This window comes from Streptomyces sp. NBC_01275 (assembly GCF_026340655.1).
Lineage (GTDB): Bacteria > Actinomycetota > Actinomycetes > Streptomycetales > Streptomycetaceae > Streptomyces.
Map to the genome: position 1 here is coordinate 7,629,080 of NZ_JAPEOZ010000001.1, position 19,516 is coordinate 7,648,595.

A 19,516-nucleotide genomic window follows, 5' to 3' on the forward strand; every position below is an offset into this window, starting at 1 on the left:
GACGGTGAGGCCAGGCCGGGTGCCGCCCCGGGTTCGGCGCCGCCCTGCGCTGACTGGCCAGATGGCCGGATCTGATGGGCGTCAGCTAAATCCATTTGATGGATGAAGTCAATGCTTCCAACATGTTAACTTTGGCCATGGGCGGGCCCTCCGACGGTGCTCCGACCACGAGGGCCACAGGGAGAGCGGGGCTGACGTGAGGGGTGCGGGTGACCGACAGGTGACGACGCTCAGTGGTACGAACCTGCCGCGGGTCGGCGGTTACAACCAGGCCGTCGTCCTGGACGCCATCCGCACCACGGGGCAGGTGAGCCGGGTCGAGCTCGCCGTCCTCACCGGCCTGACCAACCAGACCGTCTCCAACGTCGTCCGCAAGCTGCTCGACGCCGGCCTGGTGGCGGAATCCGGCCAGGCCCCCTCCAGCGGCGGCAAGCGCCGCACCCTGCTGACCATCCGAGCCGACGGGGCCTGCGCGGTCGGCGTCCACCTCGACCCCGAAGCCGCGGTGATCGTGGTGGTCGATCTGGCCGGCGACGTGATCGGCAGCCGCCGACTCCGCCTCGCCGACCCCGGCGACCCCGCGGACGTCGTGGACCGGATCGCGCGCGCCACCGCGCGGCTCCTCGACCGCAGCGCCGTGGACCGCACCCGCCTGCTCGGCCTCGGCATCGCCGCCCCCGGACCCCTCGACGGCGCCTCCGGCGCCGTGGTCTCCCCGCCGAACTTCCCGGGCTGGGGCCGCGTCCCCCTGGCGGACATGTTCGCCGAGGCCACCGGTCTGCCCGTAGCCCTCGACAACGACGCCACCGCCGCCGCCATCGGCGAGCACTGGATCGGCGGTGCGGACCGGGCGGGCAGCTTCCTCTTCATCTACCTCGGCACCGGCGTCGGCGCCGGCATCGTCCTCAACAACACGGTCCTGCACGGCGATTCGGGCAACGCCGGCGAGTTCGGCCACATGGCCGTGGAACCGGGCGACCGCGTCTGCCACTGCGGCGCCACCGACTGCCTCGGCCCGTACGTCAGCCCGCCCGCGATCATCGACGACCTGCTGCGGCTGCACGGCCGGGCCGCCGCCGAACGCATCGGTCTCACCGGCACGCCCGACTCCGTGCACTACGACTGGAAGGCGCTGCGCCGAGCGGCCCGCGCGGGCGACCCGGACGCCTGTGACGTCGTACGCCGTGCCGCGCGCCGCATCGGCGAGGCCGCCCGGAGCGCGGCCAGCCTGCTCGACGTCAGCCGGGTCGTCCTCGGCGGCGAGGCACTGCGCGGCATCGAGCCGATCATCCGCGAGGAGGTCGAGGCCGCCGTCAACCGCACGTCCGTCGCCCGAGCGATCCGGGCGGTCACGGTCGAGCAGAGTGTGATCGGCGAGACGGTGGGCGCGGTCGGGGCGGCGTCACTGGTCCTGCACGGCAACTACGCGCCGGGGTGGCGGATGCTGACGGACGTCTCCGGCTGAGGAAGCGGATCCACAGCAACCTGCGGCGGGGCGACGGGCTGCCTGGAGACAGAGCAGTACGCCGTACGTGTCCTGGGCGGTCAGCCGCTCCTGGTACTCGGCCGGCAACGACACCCCGGTCCGCAGCAGCTCGATCCCGTCCCGCTTCCTCAGACCGGCCTTGTGGCGAGGATCGAAGTCCCGCTCCAGGCGCACTGTCGCCCCCGGGTTCACCCGTAGCGGCCCGATGAAGTCCGCGATGCGTTCGGCTCTCTCGTCCGACATCACGATCGGTCCTTCTCCGGTCGGGGGTGAGCACGGCGCGTCTCGGGGGCGGCCCTGCCGTCCACGGCCTGACCCGGAGCGGTGCGGCAGGCGGCAGTGAGCACCCTCCGGGATCGGCGTTCGACCAGGATCGGGACGTAGGCTCGGACCCTGGCCTGGCGGAACAAGTCGTACGCGGTCCTGACCGTCACCTCGACGGTGACCGCGTCGACCGAGGGGTAGGCGGCCCTCAGCCGCGCCACCATGTTCCGGATGGACGCCAGTTCGTCACCTGAGTCGGGTGACGAGAGGTTCGGCGGCCCTGCGGGATCGGTGCGCTCCGCCGGCCCGGGTCGGCGACTCAGGTCCTCGACGGGAAGGCACGCGGGGACCGGGGGAGTCTGCTCTTCGATCGTCATGGCCGCACTGGTCCCATGTCCCACGACCTCCAGACCGCAGAACCGCACATCCCGCTACAGCCGCGACAGGGTCCCTCACGCCCCATTGTCTGCTCGCCTGGACAAGATCGCCCCCTGAGGCCGGCGCTGCTCAGAGCCGGTCCTTCCGCTTGAAGACGGCATACAAATGGCGCATACGATCGCCATCGGGGCGATCGCGCAGCTTCTCCGCGAACCACGCGCAGCCTCTCCACGTACCAAGCGGGCGCCGCATTGCGGGAGTTGATCGCGGCATGAACGTGGCTGACCGTCTTCCCCTTGCCGCGCGGAGCGTGTCCGTCGGCTGCATCTCGTGGGTCGCACGCGGTGTCGTTCGGGCGGGCGGGAGGCGCGCAACGGGAGCGCGATATGCGCTCTGTCGGCGCACGACTGGATGCCTGTACTATCAAAAAATATGCTTTAGTCGTTGAGGTGATCCTTTAGAGCGGATGTCGGAGCGGTCCGGGGGAGGGTCGCCGGGCCGCTCGACGGCAGCAGCAGACGCGGAGCGGCGGCGCCGGTCCGGTGGGAGGGGTCCCTGATGCTCACCGATCGGTCGCACAGACGCCTGTGGCGGAGGGTTCGCAGCCTCTCGGAGGGGCTCGAACTGCCGGACCCCTTCGACGCCGAGACCTTCCTGGCCCTCCTGGCCGAACGGCGTGGCCGCCCGATCGAGGTCCTGCCGGTCGCGGTGGACGCGGGGATCCCGTGCGGTCTGCTGGTGACGACCGACCACGCCGACTACATCCTGTGCACCCCAGGGACCAGCGCACTGCACAGGCAGCACATCCTCCTGCACGAGGCGGCCCACCTGCTCTGCGGGCACGACCGGTCGCCCGCCCCCGAGGCGCCGGGCGTACGCGCGCTGCTGCCCGGACTCTCCCCCGACCTGGTGCGCCGGGTCCTGGGCCGCGCCGTGTACGCCGAGCCCGCCGAGCAGGAGGCAGAACTGCTCGCTTCTCTCATCCTGCACCGCGTGCTGAGGGAGGGGTCCGCGCCGGGACGGGACCACGGACGGGCCGGAACCCTCGTCGGGGCACCCTCCCGCCGCCCCGAGCGGCCACGTGTCTGACCTGCTCGCGTACCTCCCGGCCGTCGCCGCGCTGTGGCTGGGCTGCTACGAACTGCGTCTGCTGCGCACCGGAAGCGACTCGCCCTTGGCGGTGCGCTGCCTGTGCCGCTTCGGACTCTGCATGGCCGCGGCGATGGCCCTGCTGGCCGCTCCGACGACGTACCTGGAGTGGCTGTGGCCGTGGCTCCCGAGGCTGACCCACCTCCTGGGCCGCGAGACGGAGATGGCCGCCCTCGCCTTCCTCCCGCTGGCCGTCATCGAAATCGGCCTGCCCCGGCCCCGCCTGCTGACCGGACGGCTGCACATCGGCGTCACCCTCTCGGCCACCGCGCTGTACGCGGTGCTGTTCCTCTCCTCCTGCGTACGCACCCGGCACGGCTCGCTTCTCGCGGAGGGGACCGGAGCGGTGCTCCTCGCCTCCTGTGACACGCTCTTCACCGGCTACAGCCTGTGGTGCCTGGCCGTGTTCCTGGTCCCGGTGCACCGGTACGCCCGGGGGCTGGGTCCGGGCGCGCTGCGCACGGGCCTGCGGCTGATCACGGCCAGTGCCACGGTGGGCCTCGTCTGGGCCCTGTGGGGCGTGTCGTCGATCGTCACCATGGCCGTGGACCACCGGCAGGGCGCCGGGCTGGACCCGGTGGGCCGGGTGCTCGGTCTGTGCTGTCTGGTGCTGGGCGTCCTGGGCGGCACCGCCGCGAGCTGGGTCTCCGTCACCACCGCGGTCGGGCGGCGGCTGCGGGCCTACCGGACCTACCGTGCCCTGGAGCCGCTGTGGTCGGCGTTGCGGGCCGTCTCTCCCGGGACGGCCCTGGACCTGGGCTGGCCGTCGGTGCGTCTGTTCTCCCTGCACCGCTCCGAGTTCGCTCTCTATCGCCGGGTGATCGAGATCCGGGACGGCTACCTGGAACTCCGCTCCTTCGTTCCCCCCGACGCCCGCGCGCTGTCGGCCGCGGCGCTGGACCGGTTCCCCGTGCCGCCCGCGGGCCGCGCGGCGATGGCCGAGGCCGCCGTCATCGCCGCCGCACTGGAATCCGCCAGGATCGGCCCCGGTGACCCCGGTGACCCCGGTGACCCCGGCGACCAGGACGTCGCGCTCGCCTACCCGGCCGACTGCTCGGTCGAGGAGGAGGCGGCGTGGCTGGTCCAGGTGGCGGAGGCGTTCACCGTGGCCGGGCTGGTGGAGCACATGCGCCACCGGGTGGCGCGCTAGGACGGGATGAGCGTCGGCCCGGACCGGGCGGGGGCGGACGGAGGAAGGGCCGTGCGGAGGAACAGGGGCGGTTCCGGTGACGGGCGCAGGCCGGAGTGGTGCATCCAGCCCGCTATCTCCACTCGGGAGGAACAGCCCAGCTTCTTCATCGTGTCCCGGATGTGGTTGACCACGGTCCACTCCGAGATCGCCAGCCGGTGGGCGATCTGCCGGTTGCTCAGACCGGCCGCCACCAGGCGCGAGACCTCGGTCTGGCGCGGCGTCAGCGGCCCGATCCGGGTTCGGGTGTCCGGGGGTAAGAGGTCCGCGGGCGTGGCGGCGGGAGGGGCGGGCGCCGGGACGAGGGAGGCCAGGAGGTCCGGGAGCGACGCCCTCGAGCCCTCGACCAGGGCGCGGGCGAAGGCGGCCTCGCCCAGCAGTTCCCGCACCGGCTCCTCCAGCCGGGCCATGGCGAAGTCGGGCGTGCCCGCGTCCTCCGGGAACGCGCCGCGCCAGGTGTGGAAGGCCCCCAGACCGTGGGCGGTGCCGGTGGCGCGTTCGACGACGTCGGGCAGGGCGGGGCTGCCCAGTGTGGTGGCGATGGCGCCCAGGACGGCCGTCGGGCCCAGGGCGCGCAGGGCCGACAGGGCCCGCTCGCAGTAGTGGGCCGTGGCCTGCGCGCGTCCCTCCGCGGCCGCGAAGACGGCCAGGTGGAGCAGGGCGGCGCCGACGACGAGCGTGTCGCGCCCCTGCTGGGCCGCGGCCAGCACCTCCATCGCGGTGGTCGCCGCGGCCACCGTGTCGCCGAGACGGAATCCCGCGAGTGCGGCCTCCAGCGACACATAGCGGGCCTCGTGGAGGTCGCCGTCGGACCGGTGTCGGTCGGCCGCCCCGACGAGCAGGGCAGTGCCGCGGCCGGGGTCGGCGGCCAGGACGCACAGGGCCCGCAGCCGTGTCACCCGCGCGGACAGCCCCGCGGCCCGGGCGGCATCCGCCGTGATCCGGTCCAACAGGTCCGTGGCAGCCTCGGGCTGGCCCGCCAGGATGCCCGCCTCGGCGAGCAGCAGGTCGGTGCGGATCCGGTCGCGGCGGCCGGCCGCAGTCCACGACGGGTCGGGGAGGAGGGGGCGCCCCTCGGCCCAGGTGCTCCAGCCGCCGGTGGCCCGCCAGTAGACGCGGATGCCGTCGATGAGGTCGAGCGCCTCGCCGGTTCGCCCGTGGCGGAGCAGCGTCTCCAGTGCCGTGCGGAGGTTGCGTTCCTCGCTCCAGAAGGCGATCAGGCCCGAGCGCTGGTGTCCCGAGACGATCCGGTCGGCGGCGGCGCGGGCCAGGTCCGCGTAGTAGCGGGCGTGCGCCAGCCGGGCCGCGGTGTCCTCGGGCGGCGGGAGGCGGCGCGCGGGTCCGTCCGGCGGCAGCCGCAGCCGGAACCGGGCCGTGCCGTCCAGGCGGCCGGACGGCAGGGTGGAGGCGGTGAGCAGATGGCCGCGCAGCAGGGTCTCCAGCGCCGAGGAGAACTCCTCCGGCGCGACGGCCGTGATGTGGCGCAGCGCCTCGGGGCCGAAGCCGCCGCTGAACACCTGGCAGTGCGCCAGCAGCCGGATCGACGGCCCGTCGGCGGCCCAGGGAGGGGCGCTGCGCGGATCGCCGCCCGGTGCCGCGGAGGTGTCGCCGTCCTCGGCGTGGACCGGGTGCGGGACGGTCCGGCCGCCCAGCGAGGCCCACGCCACCTCGGGGCTCTCCAGCGCGGCGACCCGCGCGGTGCGGCAGAGCGCGCCGGGGTTGCCGCCCACCTCGACGCAGGTCCGGGCGATGACCTGCTGGTTGTGCAGTTGGAGGGAGAACGCAGGGTTGATCGTGCGCAGGCAGGCGAGGTACACCTGCACCGAGGGCACGCGCGCCAGTGCGCCGAGATCCAGCGCCGAGCAGTCGAGCGGCACGGGCAGCGGGTCCACCGGGAAGGGAACGAGGCCGTGGGCCGCGGGGGGCTGGCGGGCCGTGCCGAGGACCACGACGGACGCGACCGCGCAGGCCCGCAGCAGCCGGTGGTGGTCCGAGCGGTCGAGGTCGTCGACGAGCAGGAGCGGCCGGCCCCCTCCCGCGTCCCGGTCGGCGGTGAGGGCGGCGAGGAGGCCGAGCGCGCTGTCCGTGCCGTCTGCGGATGGCTCGGCCGCGGCCTCCACGCGCACGATGGTGGCGCCGGTCGACGCGCTGTACGCGGCGGCCGTCTCGGCCGCGAGCCGCGTCTTGCCCGCACCGGGGACACCGGTCAGCAGCACTCCGGGGGTCGACGGATCCGTCAGCAGCGCCGACAGGGCGGCGATCTCGCCGTCCCGCCCGACCATGTCGGCGGGGAATGCGGTGGGCGGGCGCGGAGCGGACGGTCGGGCGTTCTTCACAGGTGAGGGCACGGGGATCGTCAAGGACAGCTCCGGGAGGTGGACCCAGGCGGGCGGGGACAGCCAGGCGGTTCAGCTGAGATGAATAGCCGTTTCGCAGTTTTCATATCCGTTGACCACCTCAGCATGGCTGCCGACTCCGGGGGTGTCAACTACAGTGAAAATCAACGGACTTGCTTTCACCTGTGCGGGTAGGCGTACTGGAGGGCGGCGACAGAAGGGGGTAGGCGGTGGCCGAAACGGAACCCACGCCGTCGTCACTGAGCCGGAAGATCGACGGACTTCTCCGGCTCGCCCGCAGGCCCGACGGCCTGCCGTTGAGCAATGAGGAGGTCGCCGCCGCGTGCCGGGAGGCCACCGGGGTGTCCTTCTCGACCACGTACCTGTGGCAGTTGCGCACCGGGCGCAGGAACAACCCGACCAAGCGCCATCTGGAGGCACTGGCCGACTACTTCGAGGTCCCGGTCGCCTACTTCTTCGACGACGAGCACGGTGCGAAGATCGCCGCGGAGATCGAACTCCTCGGCGCCCTGCGGGACGCCGGGGTGCGCAGTGTGGCACTGCGCGCGGTGGGGCTCTCCTCCGAGGCGCTCGGCACCGTCAGCGACCTCATCGACGTGATCGCCGTCCGTGAGGCGGCCGCCCGGCGCGCCCGGGGCGCGGGGGAGGACCTGCCCGCGGCGGAGCCCGGCGACGGCCGGGTCTGAGGGACGACCGTACTTGGCGGGACGGCCCGTCCCGGCGGCGGACGGGTGCCGGGACGGCCCCGGTCAGTGCGGCCGCTCGGCGGGGCGGCGCAGGAAGAAACCCGCGACGGAGCCCCGGACCCGGTCCCCGGCGTGCGGCTCCACCTTCTTGATCATGTGCGGTACGCCCGACCGCAGGACGACCAGCCGGTTGGGGCGCGGGGCGACGAAGTGTCCGACCCGCGAGGTGAGGTGGGCGTTCTGGTCGGCCGGCCGCGCCCCGGGCGTTCCGCCGGAGACGAGCAGTTCGGCACCCCAGGACGCCTGCCACTCGGGGTGCGCGTACAGCACGAAGGAGGCGGCCCGGTCGCCGGAGTCGTCGTGCCAGGCCAGTCCGGAGCCCTGCGGGTAGAGGAAGGGGCGGCAGGTGAAGGCGTGCCAGTCCGTTCCGAACCGCCCGGTCCACGGCTCGATGCGGGTTGCCTCCTCGGCCAGTTGCTTCACCACGGCGTCGGTCGCCCCGCCGGAGGGGTGCAGAGCGTGGTCGGCGAAGCGTCCCGCGAAGTGGCCTTCCGGGTCGTTCAGCGTGCCGGGCCCGCTGAGGGGACTGCCGTCCAGCAGCCCGTAGACCTTGTTCCACGACCCGTCCCGGCGGCCGTGCACGAAGTGGTAGTCCTCGGTGCGCAGTTGCTCCCACAGCGAGGCCGCGGCCTCGGGGGCGAGGAAGTCGTCGAAGACGGCGAAGTCATCCGTCCTCCAGGTGAGTTCCATGGTGTCCTCCGTGGATGGGGGAAGGCGGTACGGCAGGGGAGGGGGCGGGGCGCGAAGGCGGGGCGGGCCAGGTCAGACGGCGGCGGTCCGGACGCCCCCGGCGCCCACCGGGACGGATGGTCGCGCGGCCGCCTCCTGGAGCAGCCGCCGCGTCATGCCCGCCGCCCGTCTGTCGCCCGAGCCCAGCACCAGCCGCAGCATCTCGGCCGCGGGCCCCGAACGCCCGTGCGCGAGGTGCACGGTGGCCACGTTGAGGGGGCGCAGCCAGTCCGGCTGCCGGGCCTCCTTCACCGGCCCCTCGTCGATGAAGGTGACTCCGGGGCAGTCGGACAGCCGGTCGGCGAGGTGGGCCGCCAGCTCCCGGGGCGGCATCGGCTCGCAGTACACCAGCGGTGTCAGCAGGTCGGCCGCGGGGACGGTGCGGGGTTCGGCGGCGCCGGTCGTCGAGAGCGGCCCGTCCGCCCGGTACAGGTGCCGGGGGTCGAGGGGGGTGCGGGCCAGCGGAGTGTGCGGGTAGACCCGCAGCCCGCAGGAGTAGCCCACCGACACGCCCCGGTCGGCCAGCCGGCGGATGTGGCGGATCGCGTTCTCCAGGGTGCCGGCCGTCTCACCGGGCTGGCCGAACAGGACCCCGATCTGCACGTCCATCCACTCCGGCCGACGGCGCAGCAGCAGACCGAAGGTGTCCTCGACGTCGGACATCCGGTAGTTCTTGCGATGCCCGCGCAGCATCCGGTCGTCGAAGGCGTCCACCGAGAAACTCGGACGCACACAGCGGGACCGGATCAGGGCGTCCATCAGCCGCTCGGAGAACGGCCTGACGTTGAAGTAGCCGTGCCAGCTGATCGTTTCGCCGTGGCGGCTTCCGGCCAGCGCCTCGCACACCTCGGTCAGCGCCCCTTCGTAAGGCAGGTTGACCTCCGGGGCGGCCAGGTGGAAGTGGGTCAGCCCGTACCGCTCGACGTAGTGCTCCGCCTCGGCGGCGACGGCCTGGGCGGGGCGCGCGTCCACCCTGCCGACGTTCAGCGGATCGACGCAGTACGAGCAGCGCAGCGGGCAGCCCGCGTGGCTGCGCAGCGCGGTGGGGATGCCCCGGGCCTTGGCGAACAGCACGTACTCCGGTGCGATCTGCGGCAGCGCGGCAGTGGGCCGGGACACCACGTCGGGCCGCGGCCGCAGGCCGGGACCCAGGACTCCGTCGGCGGTGCGCACCAGCCCGCCGGGGAGCGTGGACAGCGTCTCGGCGACCGCCTGCCGCACGCCCCGGGCGCCGCCGTCGGCGACCACGCGCGCCAGCAGGGCGGTGAACGCGGCCTCACCGGGACCGGCGAGGCCGAGGTCCAGGCCGAGCCGGTCCATCACCTCCACCGGGCAGGAGGTGAACGCCGCGCCGCCCGCCACCACCGGCAGTCCGGGGTCCCAGGCGCGCAGCGTCCCGGTCAGCTCGGCGATCGGCGCCAGGTAGTCCACCACGTCGATCCACCGCCCGTCCGCGCCGGGCGCCGTGTCGCAGGCGACCACGGCGTTGTCGATGTTGCGGATCGACAGGGCGACGAGGTCGGGCCGGGTCCGGTCGAGCACCTCGGTCAACAGGCCGGTGTGGTCGAGCGATTCGAGGAACGGGTTGCACACGAACACCTCGACCGGCAGTCCGCTTTCGGCGACCGCGGCCCGCAGGATCTCCAAGCCGTACGGGCCGACCGGCAGGACCTGGTGGGGGTTGGCGTAGAGCAGGAGGACGCGCACGGGCGGCTGCTTTCTCGGAGTTCGCTCGCGGGGAACGGGTCGTGCGGTGGGGCGGTGCGTACCGCTGTGCCTGCGGGGCGCGCACGCGTACCGCTATGGCTGCGGGGCGCGCACGCCCAGGTCCTGTTTGGCTTCGATCGCCCGCCGCAGCGCGGTCAGCGCCCGCCCGGCCACCGGGAGGCCGGTACGGCGGGCGAGGACGGCGCTGCAGAGCAGCGGTGTGATCACCGCGCCGCTGCCGCGCACCGTGTCCAGATGCCGGACCACGGCGTCCAGGTGCGTCGCGGCCAGCTCCGGGTCGTCGGCCCGCAACGCCCGTACGGCGCGGGCCTGCAGGGCGACGGTGTACTCCGCCCAGGCCTCGGAGGGCGGAACGGCCACCTCGTCGAGCGCCGACCCGCCCCGCGCGCCGCCGGACCGCCCTTCGCCGGACGCCTCCCGGGCCAGCTCGGCCTGGAGGCCGGACAGCGACGCCTGGCGGACCATGCCGAGGGCGGCGCAGCGGTCGTCCTGGGCGGTCCACCAGTCGGCCGCGGCACCCCAGTCGCCGGACCGGGCCGCCAGGACGGCACGCCAGCCCGCGATGGTCGCGGCCCCGGTGCCCTGCCCCAGATCGCGCAGCACCTCCTCGGCCTCGTCCATCGCGGAGTCGGCCGCCGCCCGGTCGCCGGACATGTGGCGCACCAGCGCCAGCGCGACGCCGGTGGCCGAGCCCAGCAGCCGGGAACCGGCGACCTCCTGGTGCAGCCGCTCGCAGTCGGCGAGTGCGGCGGGGACCGGGGTGTCGCCGTTGACCAGGGCCATCGCCAGGTTGGCGTAGACCTCGGTCAGGCCCAGGCAGGTCCCGGCGCCGTCGGCCGACCGCAGCGCGGAGCGCAGCGCCCGCTCGGCGGCGGGGTGGTCGCCCGCCCGCAGGGACTGGAGCCCGGCGTACAGGTGCGCCCCGACCCGGGCCTCGGGCTCCGGGGAGGCGACCGCGGCGAGGTAGTGCGGATCGTCCGGTACGGCGGGCGCGTCGCCGGTCAGATAGGTGCGGGAATACAGCGAGTTGAGACGGGCGTGGATCCGGGCGGCCGGGGCGGCCCGGCCCGGGTCCGACAGCACGCGCTCGACGCGTTCCAGGGCGGCCTGCGGCATTCCCTGGCTGCCGAGGGCGTACGCCTCCAGGACGTCCAGGTCGTGGCCCTGCGCGCGGTCCGCCTCCGCCAGCGCGCGGGCGCGTCCGGTGTGCGTCAGCACCAGTTCGGGTCGCCCACGGGAGAGGGCGAAGCGGGCGGCGACGCCGAACGCGGTCACGGCGGACTCGGCGGCCCGGGCCGTCCGGTCGGAGCCGGGCTCCACCCCGCGCAACGCGGTGTGCGCCGCCTCCCAGTGCCCGGCCAGCAACTCGGCGACGGCGGGGCGCCGTTCGGCCACCGGTTCCAGGGAGCGCGCGAGCCTGGCGTGCACGTCGGCGGTCTCGGAGAGCGTCAGCCGCCGCAGTGCCACCTCGGCCACCACCGGGAAGGCGGGGGCCAGGCGGCCCTTGTGGGCGTCGGCGGATTCCACCAGCCCGGCTTCGAGGAGGTCGGCCACGGCCACGGCGACCCTGTCGGGGGCCATCAGGGCGCCCAGGTCCTCCAGGGACAGGTCCCGGCCGGCGGCGGCGAGCAGCACCAGGAGTTCCCGTGAGTCGGTGTCCAGTCGGTCCAGCCGGGCGCCGAGCGCGGCGTGCGCGCTGGGTGGCGCCCAGTCGTCGCCGGGCTGGGCGAAGCGCCGCAGGACGACCATCTGTTCGATGTAGCGGGGGATGCCGCCGGCCCGCAAGGCGATCTCCTCGGCGGCGGAGTCGGGGGCGAGGAGGGCGGGAGAGGCCGGGTCGTGCCCGGGGGCCCCGGTGCCGGTGGGCTGGGACCGGGAGTGGTCGGCGGCGGACGGGTCGTGCTGCGCTGTGAGCAGCCGGTGGGCCAGCCGCCGAGCGTCGGGCCGTCTGAGCGGCGGCACGGTGAGCCGGTGGTCCCCGCGGTCGGCCAGCGCCTCGGGGGCGGAGACCCCGACCAGTAGCACCACGACCGGCCGCCCCGGTGCGGCGGTCAGCTCGTCGAGCAGGTCGGCCAGCGCCCCGGGGGTCCACTCGCTGTGCTCGACCACCAGAAGCAGGGGCCGCGGGCCCCGCAGGCGGTCCAGTGCCGCGGTGAGCGCGCGGCCCAGCTCGCCGCGGTCCTGGGCCGGGGCCTGCTCGGCGCGGGTGGAGGCGCCGGTCAGCTGCACCGTCACGTCCACCTTGTCGCGGCCCTGCCGTGCGGCGTTCTCGATCTCCTCCAGGAACAGACAGCAGGCCAGCAGGCCCAGTCCGGTCCCGGCGGGCGGGCAGCGCAGGACGGCTGTGGCCAGGCCGGTGCAGTGGTCGAGCGCCTCGGCGACCAGCCGGGACTTGCCCACCCCGGAGGGACCCCCGATCAGGATCAGGGTCGGGCCGGCGGCAGTGGCGGCCGCGCCGATACGGGCGGCCAGCTCGCCGACCAGGTCGGTCCGTCCGACGGTGCCCGTCCCGGGGGCCGGGGCGTCGGCCGGACCGACGATCCAGGCCGGGACGGACTGGGCGAAGCCCTTGGCGGCGACCGGCTCGATCGCCCGCAGCGGGAAGTGGTCCTGCAGTTGGAGCCGGGTGGCCAGGTCCACGATCACCCCGTCGTCGGGGGCGTACTGCTGGAGCCGGGCGGCCCGGTTGAGCACCGAGCCGATGACGAAGCTCGACGTCCGGCCGCTGACCGCGACATGGCCGGAGGCGACCGCGGACCGCACCGGGAAGTCGCCCAGCAGCAGCTCGCCCAGGCCCCGCGCGTACTCGCCGGTGCGGTGCCCGATGGCGGTGGCGGCGGAGACGGCGGCGGCGGCGGCCGACTCGCCGTGCCCCTCGACGCCGAACACGGCGACGACCGCGTCGCCGATGAACTTCTCCACCTTGCCGCCGTACTGCTCCACCAGCGAGCCGACCAGGGAGAAGTAGCCGTCCAGGACGGCCGCCCACCGGTCGGGTTCGAGCGAGGTGGCCAGTCCGGTGGAGCCGACCACGTCGCAGAAGATGACGGAGACGAAGCGCAGACCGCTGGCGGGAGTGGCGGGTGGGCCGATCTCGGCCCCGCAGGCCATGCAGAAGCGGGCCGCGGACGGGTTGTCGACACCGCAGCCGGTGCACAGGCTCACGGTGGTTACGATGGGACCGGTGGGCTTGCTCATGCTGTCCTCCCCGTTCACTGAGCGGCAGCCGGGTGGTTCACGACGCTTGCCCCGTCGTGAACCACCCGGTCTGTGCTACGGCCCAGACGTCACCGGTCCGGGTGGGTGACCCGGCCCGCGGCCGATCCCCGTACGAGGGTCGGCACTACCAGAGGTAGCCGCCGCTGGGGTCGGAGACCGAGTGGCCCTCGACGTCCGAACCCGCGGCCTCGACCCGGGACTTGACGCTCAGCAGGACGTTGACCTCGTCCTCGGTGAGGGACTTGAGCACCGCCTGCTGGGCGTCGGTGGCGTCGGTCACGGAGAAACCGGCCTCGGCCAGCTTGTCGATCTTGTCTGCCATGGTGATCTCCTCGGTTGACGAGCCTGCGCGTCTCGCGCACGGGGCTCTGGTTTCCCGGTGCGGCGCACCGGAGTTCAGGGGGGCAGGGCCGGGCGTCGGCTCCTCGGCCCGGCCGGCGCCGTCGTCCGCGCCGGACGGCGGCGCCGTGTGCGGTACGTCGCCGAGCCGGACGGCGACCACGACAGCGGTGAGCAGCAGGGCGGCGCCCGCCATCAGCAGCAGGCTTCCGAGCCCGGTCCACACGACCAGGGCCGCCGCCAGCGCGGGGGCCAGTACGTTCAGCACGGCCGGCACGGAATTCATGAGCGCCCATACCCGGCCGGTCAGTTCGACCGGCGTCTCGGAATGTACGACGCTGGGGAAAGTGACAAGGATTCCGGCACTTGCGATTCCCAGAAGGAAAATAACACACAGCCATACGGCGGAGTCAATACGTATTTCTCGGACAATGGCGAATCCGATGACGACGATGATGCAGCCGATCACCAGGACCGACCCCGCCATGGTGAGGAAAGGCCGCAGCCGCGCCGCGAAACGGCCCATGAGCAGCGAACCCACGACCCCGCCCAAGCCGACGGCGGACACCATGTAGCCGATGTAGGACGTGCCCATTCCGAGTGCCGGCACGATCAGGGCGGCCATCGAATCGTAAAGGAAGACGACGAACATCAGGCTGCACATGACGAACAGCAGGGAACGCAGAAGGCGTGATCCGAAAACGTGCTGGAATCCTTCTCTCAGCTCTTTGAAATAGTGCAGATCTGTATTCCGGGAAGGCGACGACGTGGTGCGCAGGGCGCGGGCGGTGATCACCCCGACGAGAAACGTGCATGCATTGGCCGCGAACACGGCCCGGGGCGACATGAGGGCGACCAGCAGACCGCCGAGCGCGGGCCCGAGGATCTTGACCGACTGCATCGCGGTCTGGAGCAGCACGGTGGCGGCCTGGACGCCGTCGGGCGGCACCGAGACCCGTAGCTGGATCTGGCCCGCGAGCCCGCCGACCGAGCCCAGCGCCGAACGGACCAGCACCAGCCCGGCCGCCCAGTACACCCCGGGGACGACCACCAGGCCCAGGGTGAGCCCCGCCTGCACGAGGTCGGTGAAGATCAGCACCCGGCGCGACTGCCGACGGTCCACCAGCACCGCCAGGAACGGGGTCGCCAGCAGCGGCAGCATGCTCGCGGCCACCACCAGCGCCAGGTCGCCCGCGCCGCCGTGCCAGACCGTGGTGACCAGCACCAGCAGCGCCACCTGGTCCAGCCAGTCGCCCAGACCGGAGACCACCGTGCTGCTGTACAACAGCCGGAAGTCGCGGCCCGCCAGCGGGCCCGGAACCCGCGCGCGGCTCATCCGGCCAGGGCCACCGGGGAGCGCCGGTGGACCCGGCCGAGGACGTCCTCCATCACCTCGATCAGCCCCCTCAGGGAGTGCAGCGCGCTCACACCGAGCAGTTCCTCCTGCGCCGGGTCGAGCGGCAGCCGGTCGATCAGCCGGTGCACGTCGTCGCGGTGCTGCACGTCCAGCTGGGCGTGCCGGGCGATGGTGCGGAACGACTCGTCCGGCAGCCCGGTCCGCACCGCCAGGTCAGCGGCCAGCCCGGGACTGGGCGGGTTGCCCTCCAGCACCGCGATGTGCCCCACGAGCGCCACCGGATGCACATGGCGCAGCCAGTAGTACTGCGAGCCGACCAGTGAGGCGATGGCCGCCCCCGGCAGCGTCGTGCGCAGCGCCTCGGGATCACCCCCGGCCACCACGTAGTCGTCGGCCACCCACTGGTCGTGCCCGTACTCCTCACGGACGTGCTTGGCCAGGTAGCGGCCCACCAGATCGGCCACCGGGTCGCCCTGACGGGCCGTGCACTGCTCGACGGCCGCCAGCATCAGCGGCACCGTGGCCCGGATCGTCCCGTGCAGCGCCTTGAGCCACTCCAGGTACACCTGGTCGCTGTGCGGATGGGTCCACATCCGCCGGGACGCGGCGTCCACCGCCGGCATCAGCAGCCCGATCTTGTGGCGCAGCGCCCGGGATCTCGTCTGCTCCTCCACGGTCATCCGCCTTCCCTCAGGGCCACGCCCAGTGCCGTCACGGAGTCTGCGGCCCGCCCCGGGCGGCCCGCGATGTCGTACGCCTTCCAGCAGCCGCCGCAGACGTTCTCGAAACGCTCCTCGCGCAGGGCCTCGAAGCCGGGCAGGTCGGCCGCCGCCCCCGGGCCGAGGCGCCCCACCACCCTCAGCAGCGGGTCGTTGCGGAACCCGGTCAGCGCCCGCGCCACGCCCTCGGGCCGCCGGGTCGGGGCACGCAGGGCGGACGGCCCGTGACCGGTGATCAGCCCCTCGTTGCAGCAGGGGATCACCACCCCGTCGTAGCGGACCGTGGGCGAGCCGAGCAGGGTGCACGCCGCCAGTGCCCCCACCTCGTGCCGGCTCTGGAGGGCGAAGACCCCCGAGCCCCGCCCGTACCGCAGGGGGGTGATCAGCTTGGTCTCCGCCTCGTCGGCCCACCGCGGGCCGAGCGCCTCCAGCAGCAGCCCCTCGGCCGCCCGCGCGCCGTCGCCCGTGTCCAGTTCCTGGACGACGATGCGGCAGCCCGCCCGGTGGGCCGCGCGCAGCGCGCCGACGAACCGGTGGTTCGACACGCCGCCCTGGTGGAAGCCGTCGGTGCTCAGGAAGAGCGTGGAGATCCGCGGCAGCAGCCGCCGCACCCAGCCGGGCGCGGAGCCGTTCTCGCGCGCCCAGTACCCGCTGGTGAAGACGACGGTGTCCAGCCCGGCGTCGGCGAACGCCCCGATCGCGTACGGCAGCGCCCGCTGCTCGGCGAAGGGCTCGCCGCCGGAGACCGCCACCGACCGCAGGCCGGGCAGCGCGACGATGCCGGCGACGACGTCGTGGAACGCCTCCCAGTCGGCGACCCGGCCGCCGTCCGCGCGGGCGTCCACCGAGCAGTGGGCGCAGCCGACCGGGCACTGGTCGGTGATGTACAGCAGGACCGACTCACCGCGACGGCGGCGCATCGCCTCGGTGTCGGCCAGCGTGGGGCGGTTGCGCGCCGCCTCGGTGTCAGCGGGCGTAGGACGGCTGTTCACGGCCCGCCTCCCATCCCAGGGACACCAGGCCCCCGTAGCGGCCGGAGCGGCGGTCCGAGAAGGCGGTCCCGTCCACCTGCTCCACCAACTGGCGGGCGGCGGCCTCCACCTGCCGCCCGGAGTCGGTGCGCAGGTACTCCGTCACCCTCCGCTCGGCCGCGGCGTCGCCGGACAGCGCGACGCAGTTGCCGCACATGCCCTTGTCGCACGGCCCGTCCGAGAACCGGCTCGCCACAAAGCTGGGTCCGAGCACGCGCAGCGCCCGGTACAGCTCCCGGCGCAGGAACTCCTCGCGCAGCTCGGGCCACGACTGGCGGGACGCGTGGCCGAGGATCAGGTGCTCCGGCACGCGCCGCTCCACCAGGTCCTGGTTGCAGCAGGCGTAGACGGTGCCGTCGTAGGTGACCAGCGGCCAGGTGATCCGGTCGCACGGGTCGACGGGCGCGACCGGGACGCCGGAGGAGGGCGTGGCAGTCAGCCCGCCGAGCTGTCGCCCGCGGCCGATCGGACTCAAGGTGCCTACCAGGATGGGCACTTGGTCGTCGAACTCACGGCGCACATCGTCGATCAGGCCCTGGAGGTAGGGATCGTCGTCCCCGCGCCCGGTGAGCTGGAAGCTGACCTGCGGCACCAGCTGGCGTATGCGGTGCATCGTCCGGAAGACGTCGGCCCGGCCCACCTCGCGCTCGTGGAACTCGTCGAGGCTGGCCGCGAAGTGGTCCACCTCGCGGATCGCCGCGGACACCGGGGCCGGCAGCCGCCGGTTCTCCCGGGCGAACCACATGCCCGACAGCACGTACGAACGGGAGCCCACGGACCGGGCGGTGCGCGCCAGGTCGGCGACGAGCGCGGCCCGCAGGAGCGCCTCACCGCCGGACATCAGCAGCAGGTCCGGGCGGGTCTCGTGGTCGAAGGACTCCACGAGCCGGCGGAACGGCGTCTCGGGATGCTGTTCGCTGGTGCTGGAGGAGTCGGTGGAGCAGTGGGCGCACGACAGCGGGCAGCGGCGGGTCAGGGCCAGATAGAGGCCGGCGGCGGGCTTGTTGCGGATGGCGCCGATTTCCAGCAGGTGCATGGGATCACCCCCTTCTCGATGACAGGGCGCTGGCGATCTCCTCGAGCGAGGCGAGCGTCCGCGCGGCGTTCGGGTCGTCGGTGCGGGCCAGGTCGGCGACCAGGGTGGTCAGCCGTTCGGCGGCCGCCGCGTGCCGTCCGGCGGGGCCGGGCAGCGGGCCCGCCAGCGCCAGGGCCGCCGCGCACTGGCGCGCCAGCTCCGAGACCAGCTCCAGGCCGGCGGTCGTGCCGCGCGGGCCCAGCACCGGGTCGAGCACCTCCAGAACGCCGAAGACGGACCCGCCGGTGTCCAGCGGCGCGGCGATGATGGCCTTCGGTATCCGGCCGGTGGAGGCCGCGAAGTCCCGGTTGAACTGCGCGTGGTTGTCGAGGTCGTCGGCGATCACCGCCTCCCCGCTCTGGAAGACCCACCCGGCTATGCCGCTGTAGTCGGGGATGGTCCAGCCCACCAGGCTGTCCTCCCGGGGGTCGGAGATCGCCTCCAGGACGAGTGCCTCGCCCGCCGCGTCGTGCAGGAAGACCGACGAGGCGGGAGCGCTGAAGATCAGTCGGGCCAGCCGTACGGTCGAGCGCAACACCTCGTCGCGCCGGGACAACGGAGGGCCGCTGAGGGGGGCGTCATGCGCCGGATTCGTCATGGCCGGCTCCTTCGGCGGATGGGATGGATGGGGCGGATAAGACGGATGGGGCGGATGAGACGGGCACATCGGATACATCGGATGCGTCGGATGCGTCGGACCGGGCGGGTTCGTCGGGCGGGTCCGGTACGGCGGAAGCGGTGACCGGGGTGGGGGCGCGGGGCGGGTCGGACGCGTCGGTGAAGTTGTCCGAGAGGGAGGCGAGAACGTGCTTCACCTCGCTCACCGGAAGATGCGGATGCTTTCCGAGGATGCGGGCCACGAATCCGGTGACATGCGGGGTCGCGAAACTGTTCCCGGAGAGGAACGAACGGCCGCCGCCCACCCAGGGGACCTCGATTCCGACACCGGCCGCGAAGAATTCGACCGGGGGCTGCGGACTGACCTCGATGCGCTCCGCGTCGGCGATCTCGTGCGACCCGACGGAAATCACCGAGGGAAAGATCCAGGGATAGCTGCGGACCGGGCTGTTGTGCGCCGAGGCCACGATCGCCACCCGGTTGAAGTACGCCTCGTCCGCGATGTCGTGCAGCGAGGCCTTGAAGTCGCCCTTGCGTGAGGAGAGGCTGAGGTTGACGACATGGAAGCGCTCCGCCACCGCCCAGCGCAGGGCCGCCAGCAGCGCGTTGCCGTCGCCCGCGAGCCGCGGCCCCAGGATCCGTACGCTGGTCAGGCTCACGTCCGGCGCGATCCGCCGGATGATCGCCGCGCACGCGGTGCCGTGACCGGCGGCGTCCCCCTCGTCGTCCGGGACGATCCGGTAGCTCGGCCCGCCGTCGTCCGCGGCGTCCTGCCCGACGCGTTCCACCGCGTACGACCCCTCCAGGGGGCCGATCTCGGGATGATCCGGCGTGACTCCGCTGTCGATGACGCAGACCCGGATCTCCGCACCGCGCGACCCACCCCAGGCCCATTCCCGGTCCACTGCCGTGGAGGCCGCGACGAACGACCGGTCGACGAGTTCCCCGGCGTTCATGTGGGCGAATCGGATCGTTGCTCGACGAAACGCTGTAGTGGTCAATGGAGCCTTCCGGTCACTGGTGGCTCTCTCGGACGGCGCGATACCGAACCGTCGGACTACCGGACCGTCCCGCTGTCGAACAGCTGAGCGGCACCCGCGGACCGATTCTGTACGAGGTTCCGGCCCTCGGA

The 19,516-nt window shown here is 73.5% G+C and carries 16 protein-coding genes; 4 read left to right on the top strand and 12 right to left on the bottom strand.

Features of this window, described 5'->3' with window-relative positions; genetic code table 11:
* The first annotated feature begins 220 nt into the window (after positions 1-220).
* Positions 221-1,465, top strand: a complete 1,245-nt coding sequence (locus tag OG562_RS33695) for an ROK family transcriptional regulator (RefSeq protein ID WP_266404735.1) — start codon at positions 221-223, stop codon at positions 1,463-1,465.
* On the opposite strand, the gene OG562_RS33700 is transcribed toward OG562_RS33695, so the two are convergent.
* On the bottom strand, positions 1,403-1,729 hold the full coding sequence (locus OG562_RS33700) for a hypothetical protein (RefSeq protein WP_266404737.1): 327 nt from the start codon (positions 1,727-1,729) through the stop codon (positions 1,403-1,405). The genes OG562_RS33695 and OG562_RS33700 overlap by 63 nt on opposite strands.
* On the bottom strand, positions 1,729-2,127 hold the full coding sequence (locus OG562_RS46340; protein WP_368084023.1) for a three-helix bundle dimerization domain-containing protein: 399 nt from the start codon (positions 2,125-2,127) through the stop codon (positions 1,729-1,731). The genes OG562_RS33700 and OG562_RS46340 overlap by 1 nt, the downstream gene beginning before the upstream one ends.
* Before the next feature lie 559 nt (positions 2,128-2,686).
* On the opposite strand from OG562_RS46340, the gene OG562_RS33705 reads away from it, so the two are divergent.
* Both OG562_RS33705 and OG562_RS33710 read left to right on the top strand, forming a co-directional pair.
* Positions 2,687-3,217, top strand: coding sequence for a ParH-like protein (locus OG562_RS33705; protein ID WP_266404738.1), 531 nt, complete (start codon positions 2,687-2,689; stop codon positions 3,215-3,217).
* Positions 3,210-4,427, top strand: a complete 1,218-nt coding sequence (locus OG562_RS33710; protein ID WP_266404739.1) for an MAB_1171c family putative transporter — start codon at positions 3,210-3,212, stop codon at positions 4,425-4,427. The genes OG562_RS33705 and OG562_RS33710 overlap by 8 nt, the downstream gene beginning before the upstream one ends.
* On the opposite strand, the gene OG562_RS33715 is transcribed toward OG562_RS33710, so the two are convergent.
* Positions 4,424-6,826: a LuxR C-terminal-related transcriptional regulator gene (locus OG562_RS33715; RefSeq protein ID WP_266404741.1), complete on the bottom strand. Its 2,403-nt coding sequence runs from the start codon at positions 6,824-6,826 to the stop codon at positions 4,424-4,426. The two genes, OG562_RS33710 and OG562_RS33715, sit on opposite strands and share 4 nt — an antisense overlap.
* Positions 6,827-7,032: 206 nt before the next feature.
* On the opposite strand from OG562_RS33715, the gene OG562_RS33720 reads away from it, so the two are divergent.
* Positions 7,033-7,509, top strand: coding sequence for a helix-turn-helix domain-containing protein (locus OG562_RS33720; protein WP_266404743.1), 477 nt, complete (start codon positions 7,033-7,035; stop codon positions 7,507-7,509).
* Positions 7,510-7,572: 63 nt separating this feature from the next.
* Here OG562_RS33720 and OG562_RS33725 read toward each other — a convergent pair whose 3' ends face one another.
* From OG562_RS33725 to OG562_RS33765, 9 genes are all read right to left on the bottom strand, one after another.
* Complete coding sequence (locus OG562_RS33725; protein WP_266404745.1) at positions 7,573-8,259, bottom strand: 2OG-Fe(II) oxygenase; 687 nt, start codon at positions 8,257-8,259, stop codon at positions 7,573-7,575.
* Positions 8,260-8,331: 72 nt separating this feature from the next.
* Positions 8,332-10,005, bottom strand: coding sequence for a radical SAM protein (locus OG562_RS33730; RefSeq protein ID WP_266404748.1), 1,674 nt, complete (start codon positions 10,003-10,005; stop codon positions 8,332-8,334).
* A gap of 93 nt (positions 10,006-10,098) precedes the next feature.
* Positions 10,099-13,224, bottom strand: a complete 3,126-nt coding sequence (locus OG562_RS33735; RefSeq protein ID WP_266404750.1) for an adenylate/guanylate cyclase domain-containing protein — start codon at positions 13,222-13,224, stop codon at positions 10,099-10,101.
* Positions 13,225-13,369: 145 nt separating this feature from the next.
* The gene (locus tag OG562_RS33740) at positions 13,370-14,920 is read right to left on the bottom strand and encodes an MFS transporter (protein ID WP_266404753.1); all 1,551 of its coding nucleotides are present in this window, start codon (positions 14,918-14,920) and stop codon (positions 13,370-13,372) included.
* Entirely contained in the window at positions 14,917-15,621 is a 705-nt protein-coding gene (locus OG562_RS33745) for an iron-containing redox enzyme family protein (RefSeq protein ID WP_266404755.1), read from the bottom strand. Before OG562_RS33745 ends, OG562_RS33740 begins: the two co-directional genes overlap by 4 nt.
* Positions 15,618-16,652 carry a radical SAM protein gene (locus OG562_RS33750; protein ID WP_266404757.1) on the bottom strand — a complete coding sequence of 345 codons (1,035 nt, stop codon included), beginning with the start codon at positions 16,650-16,652 and terminating at the stop codon, positions 15,618-15,620. The genes OG562_RS33745 and OG562_RS33750 overlap by 4 nt, the downstream gene beginning before the upstream one ends.
* Positions 16,627-17,727 (bottom strand): radical SAM/SPASM domain-containing protein, encoded by a 1,101-nt coding sequence (locus tag OG562_RS33755; protein WP_266404760.1) that lies wholly within the window; start codon positions 17,725-17,727, stop codon positions 16,627-16,629. The genes OG562_RS33750 and OG562_RS33755 overlap by 26 nt, the downstream gene beginning before the upstream one ends.
* 4 nt (positions 17,728-17,731) lie before the next feature.
* Positions 17,732-18,364 carry a GAF domain-containing protein gene (locus OG562_RS33760; protein ID WP_266404762.1) on the bottom strand — a complete coding sequence of 211 codons (633 nt, stop codon included), beginning with the start codon at positions 18,362-18,364 and terminating at the stop codon, positions 17,732-17,734.
* Positions 18,345-19,340, bottom strand: coding sequence for a S8 family serine peptidase (locus tag OG562_RS33765; RefSeq protein WP_266404764.1), 996 nt, complete (start codon positions 19,338-19,340; stop codon positions 18,345-18,347). Before OG562_RS33765 ends, OG562_RS33760 begins: the two co-directional genes overlap by 20 nt.
* Positions 19,341-19,516: the final 176 nt, after the last annotated feature.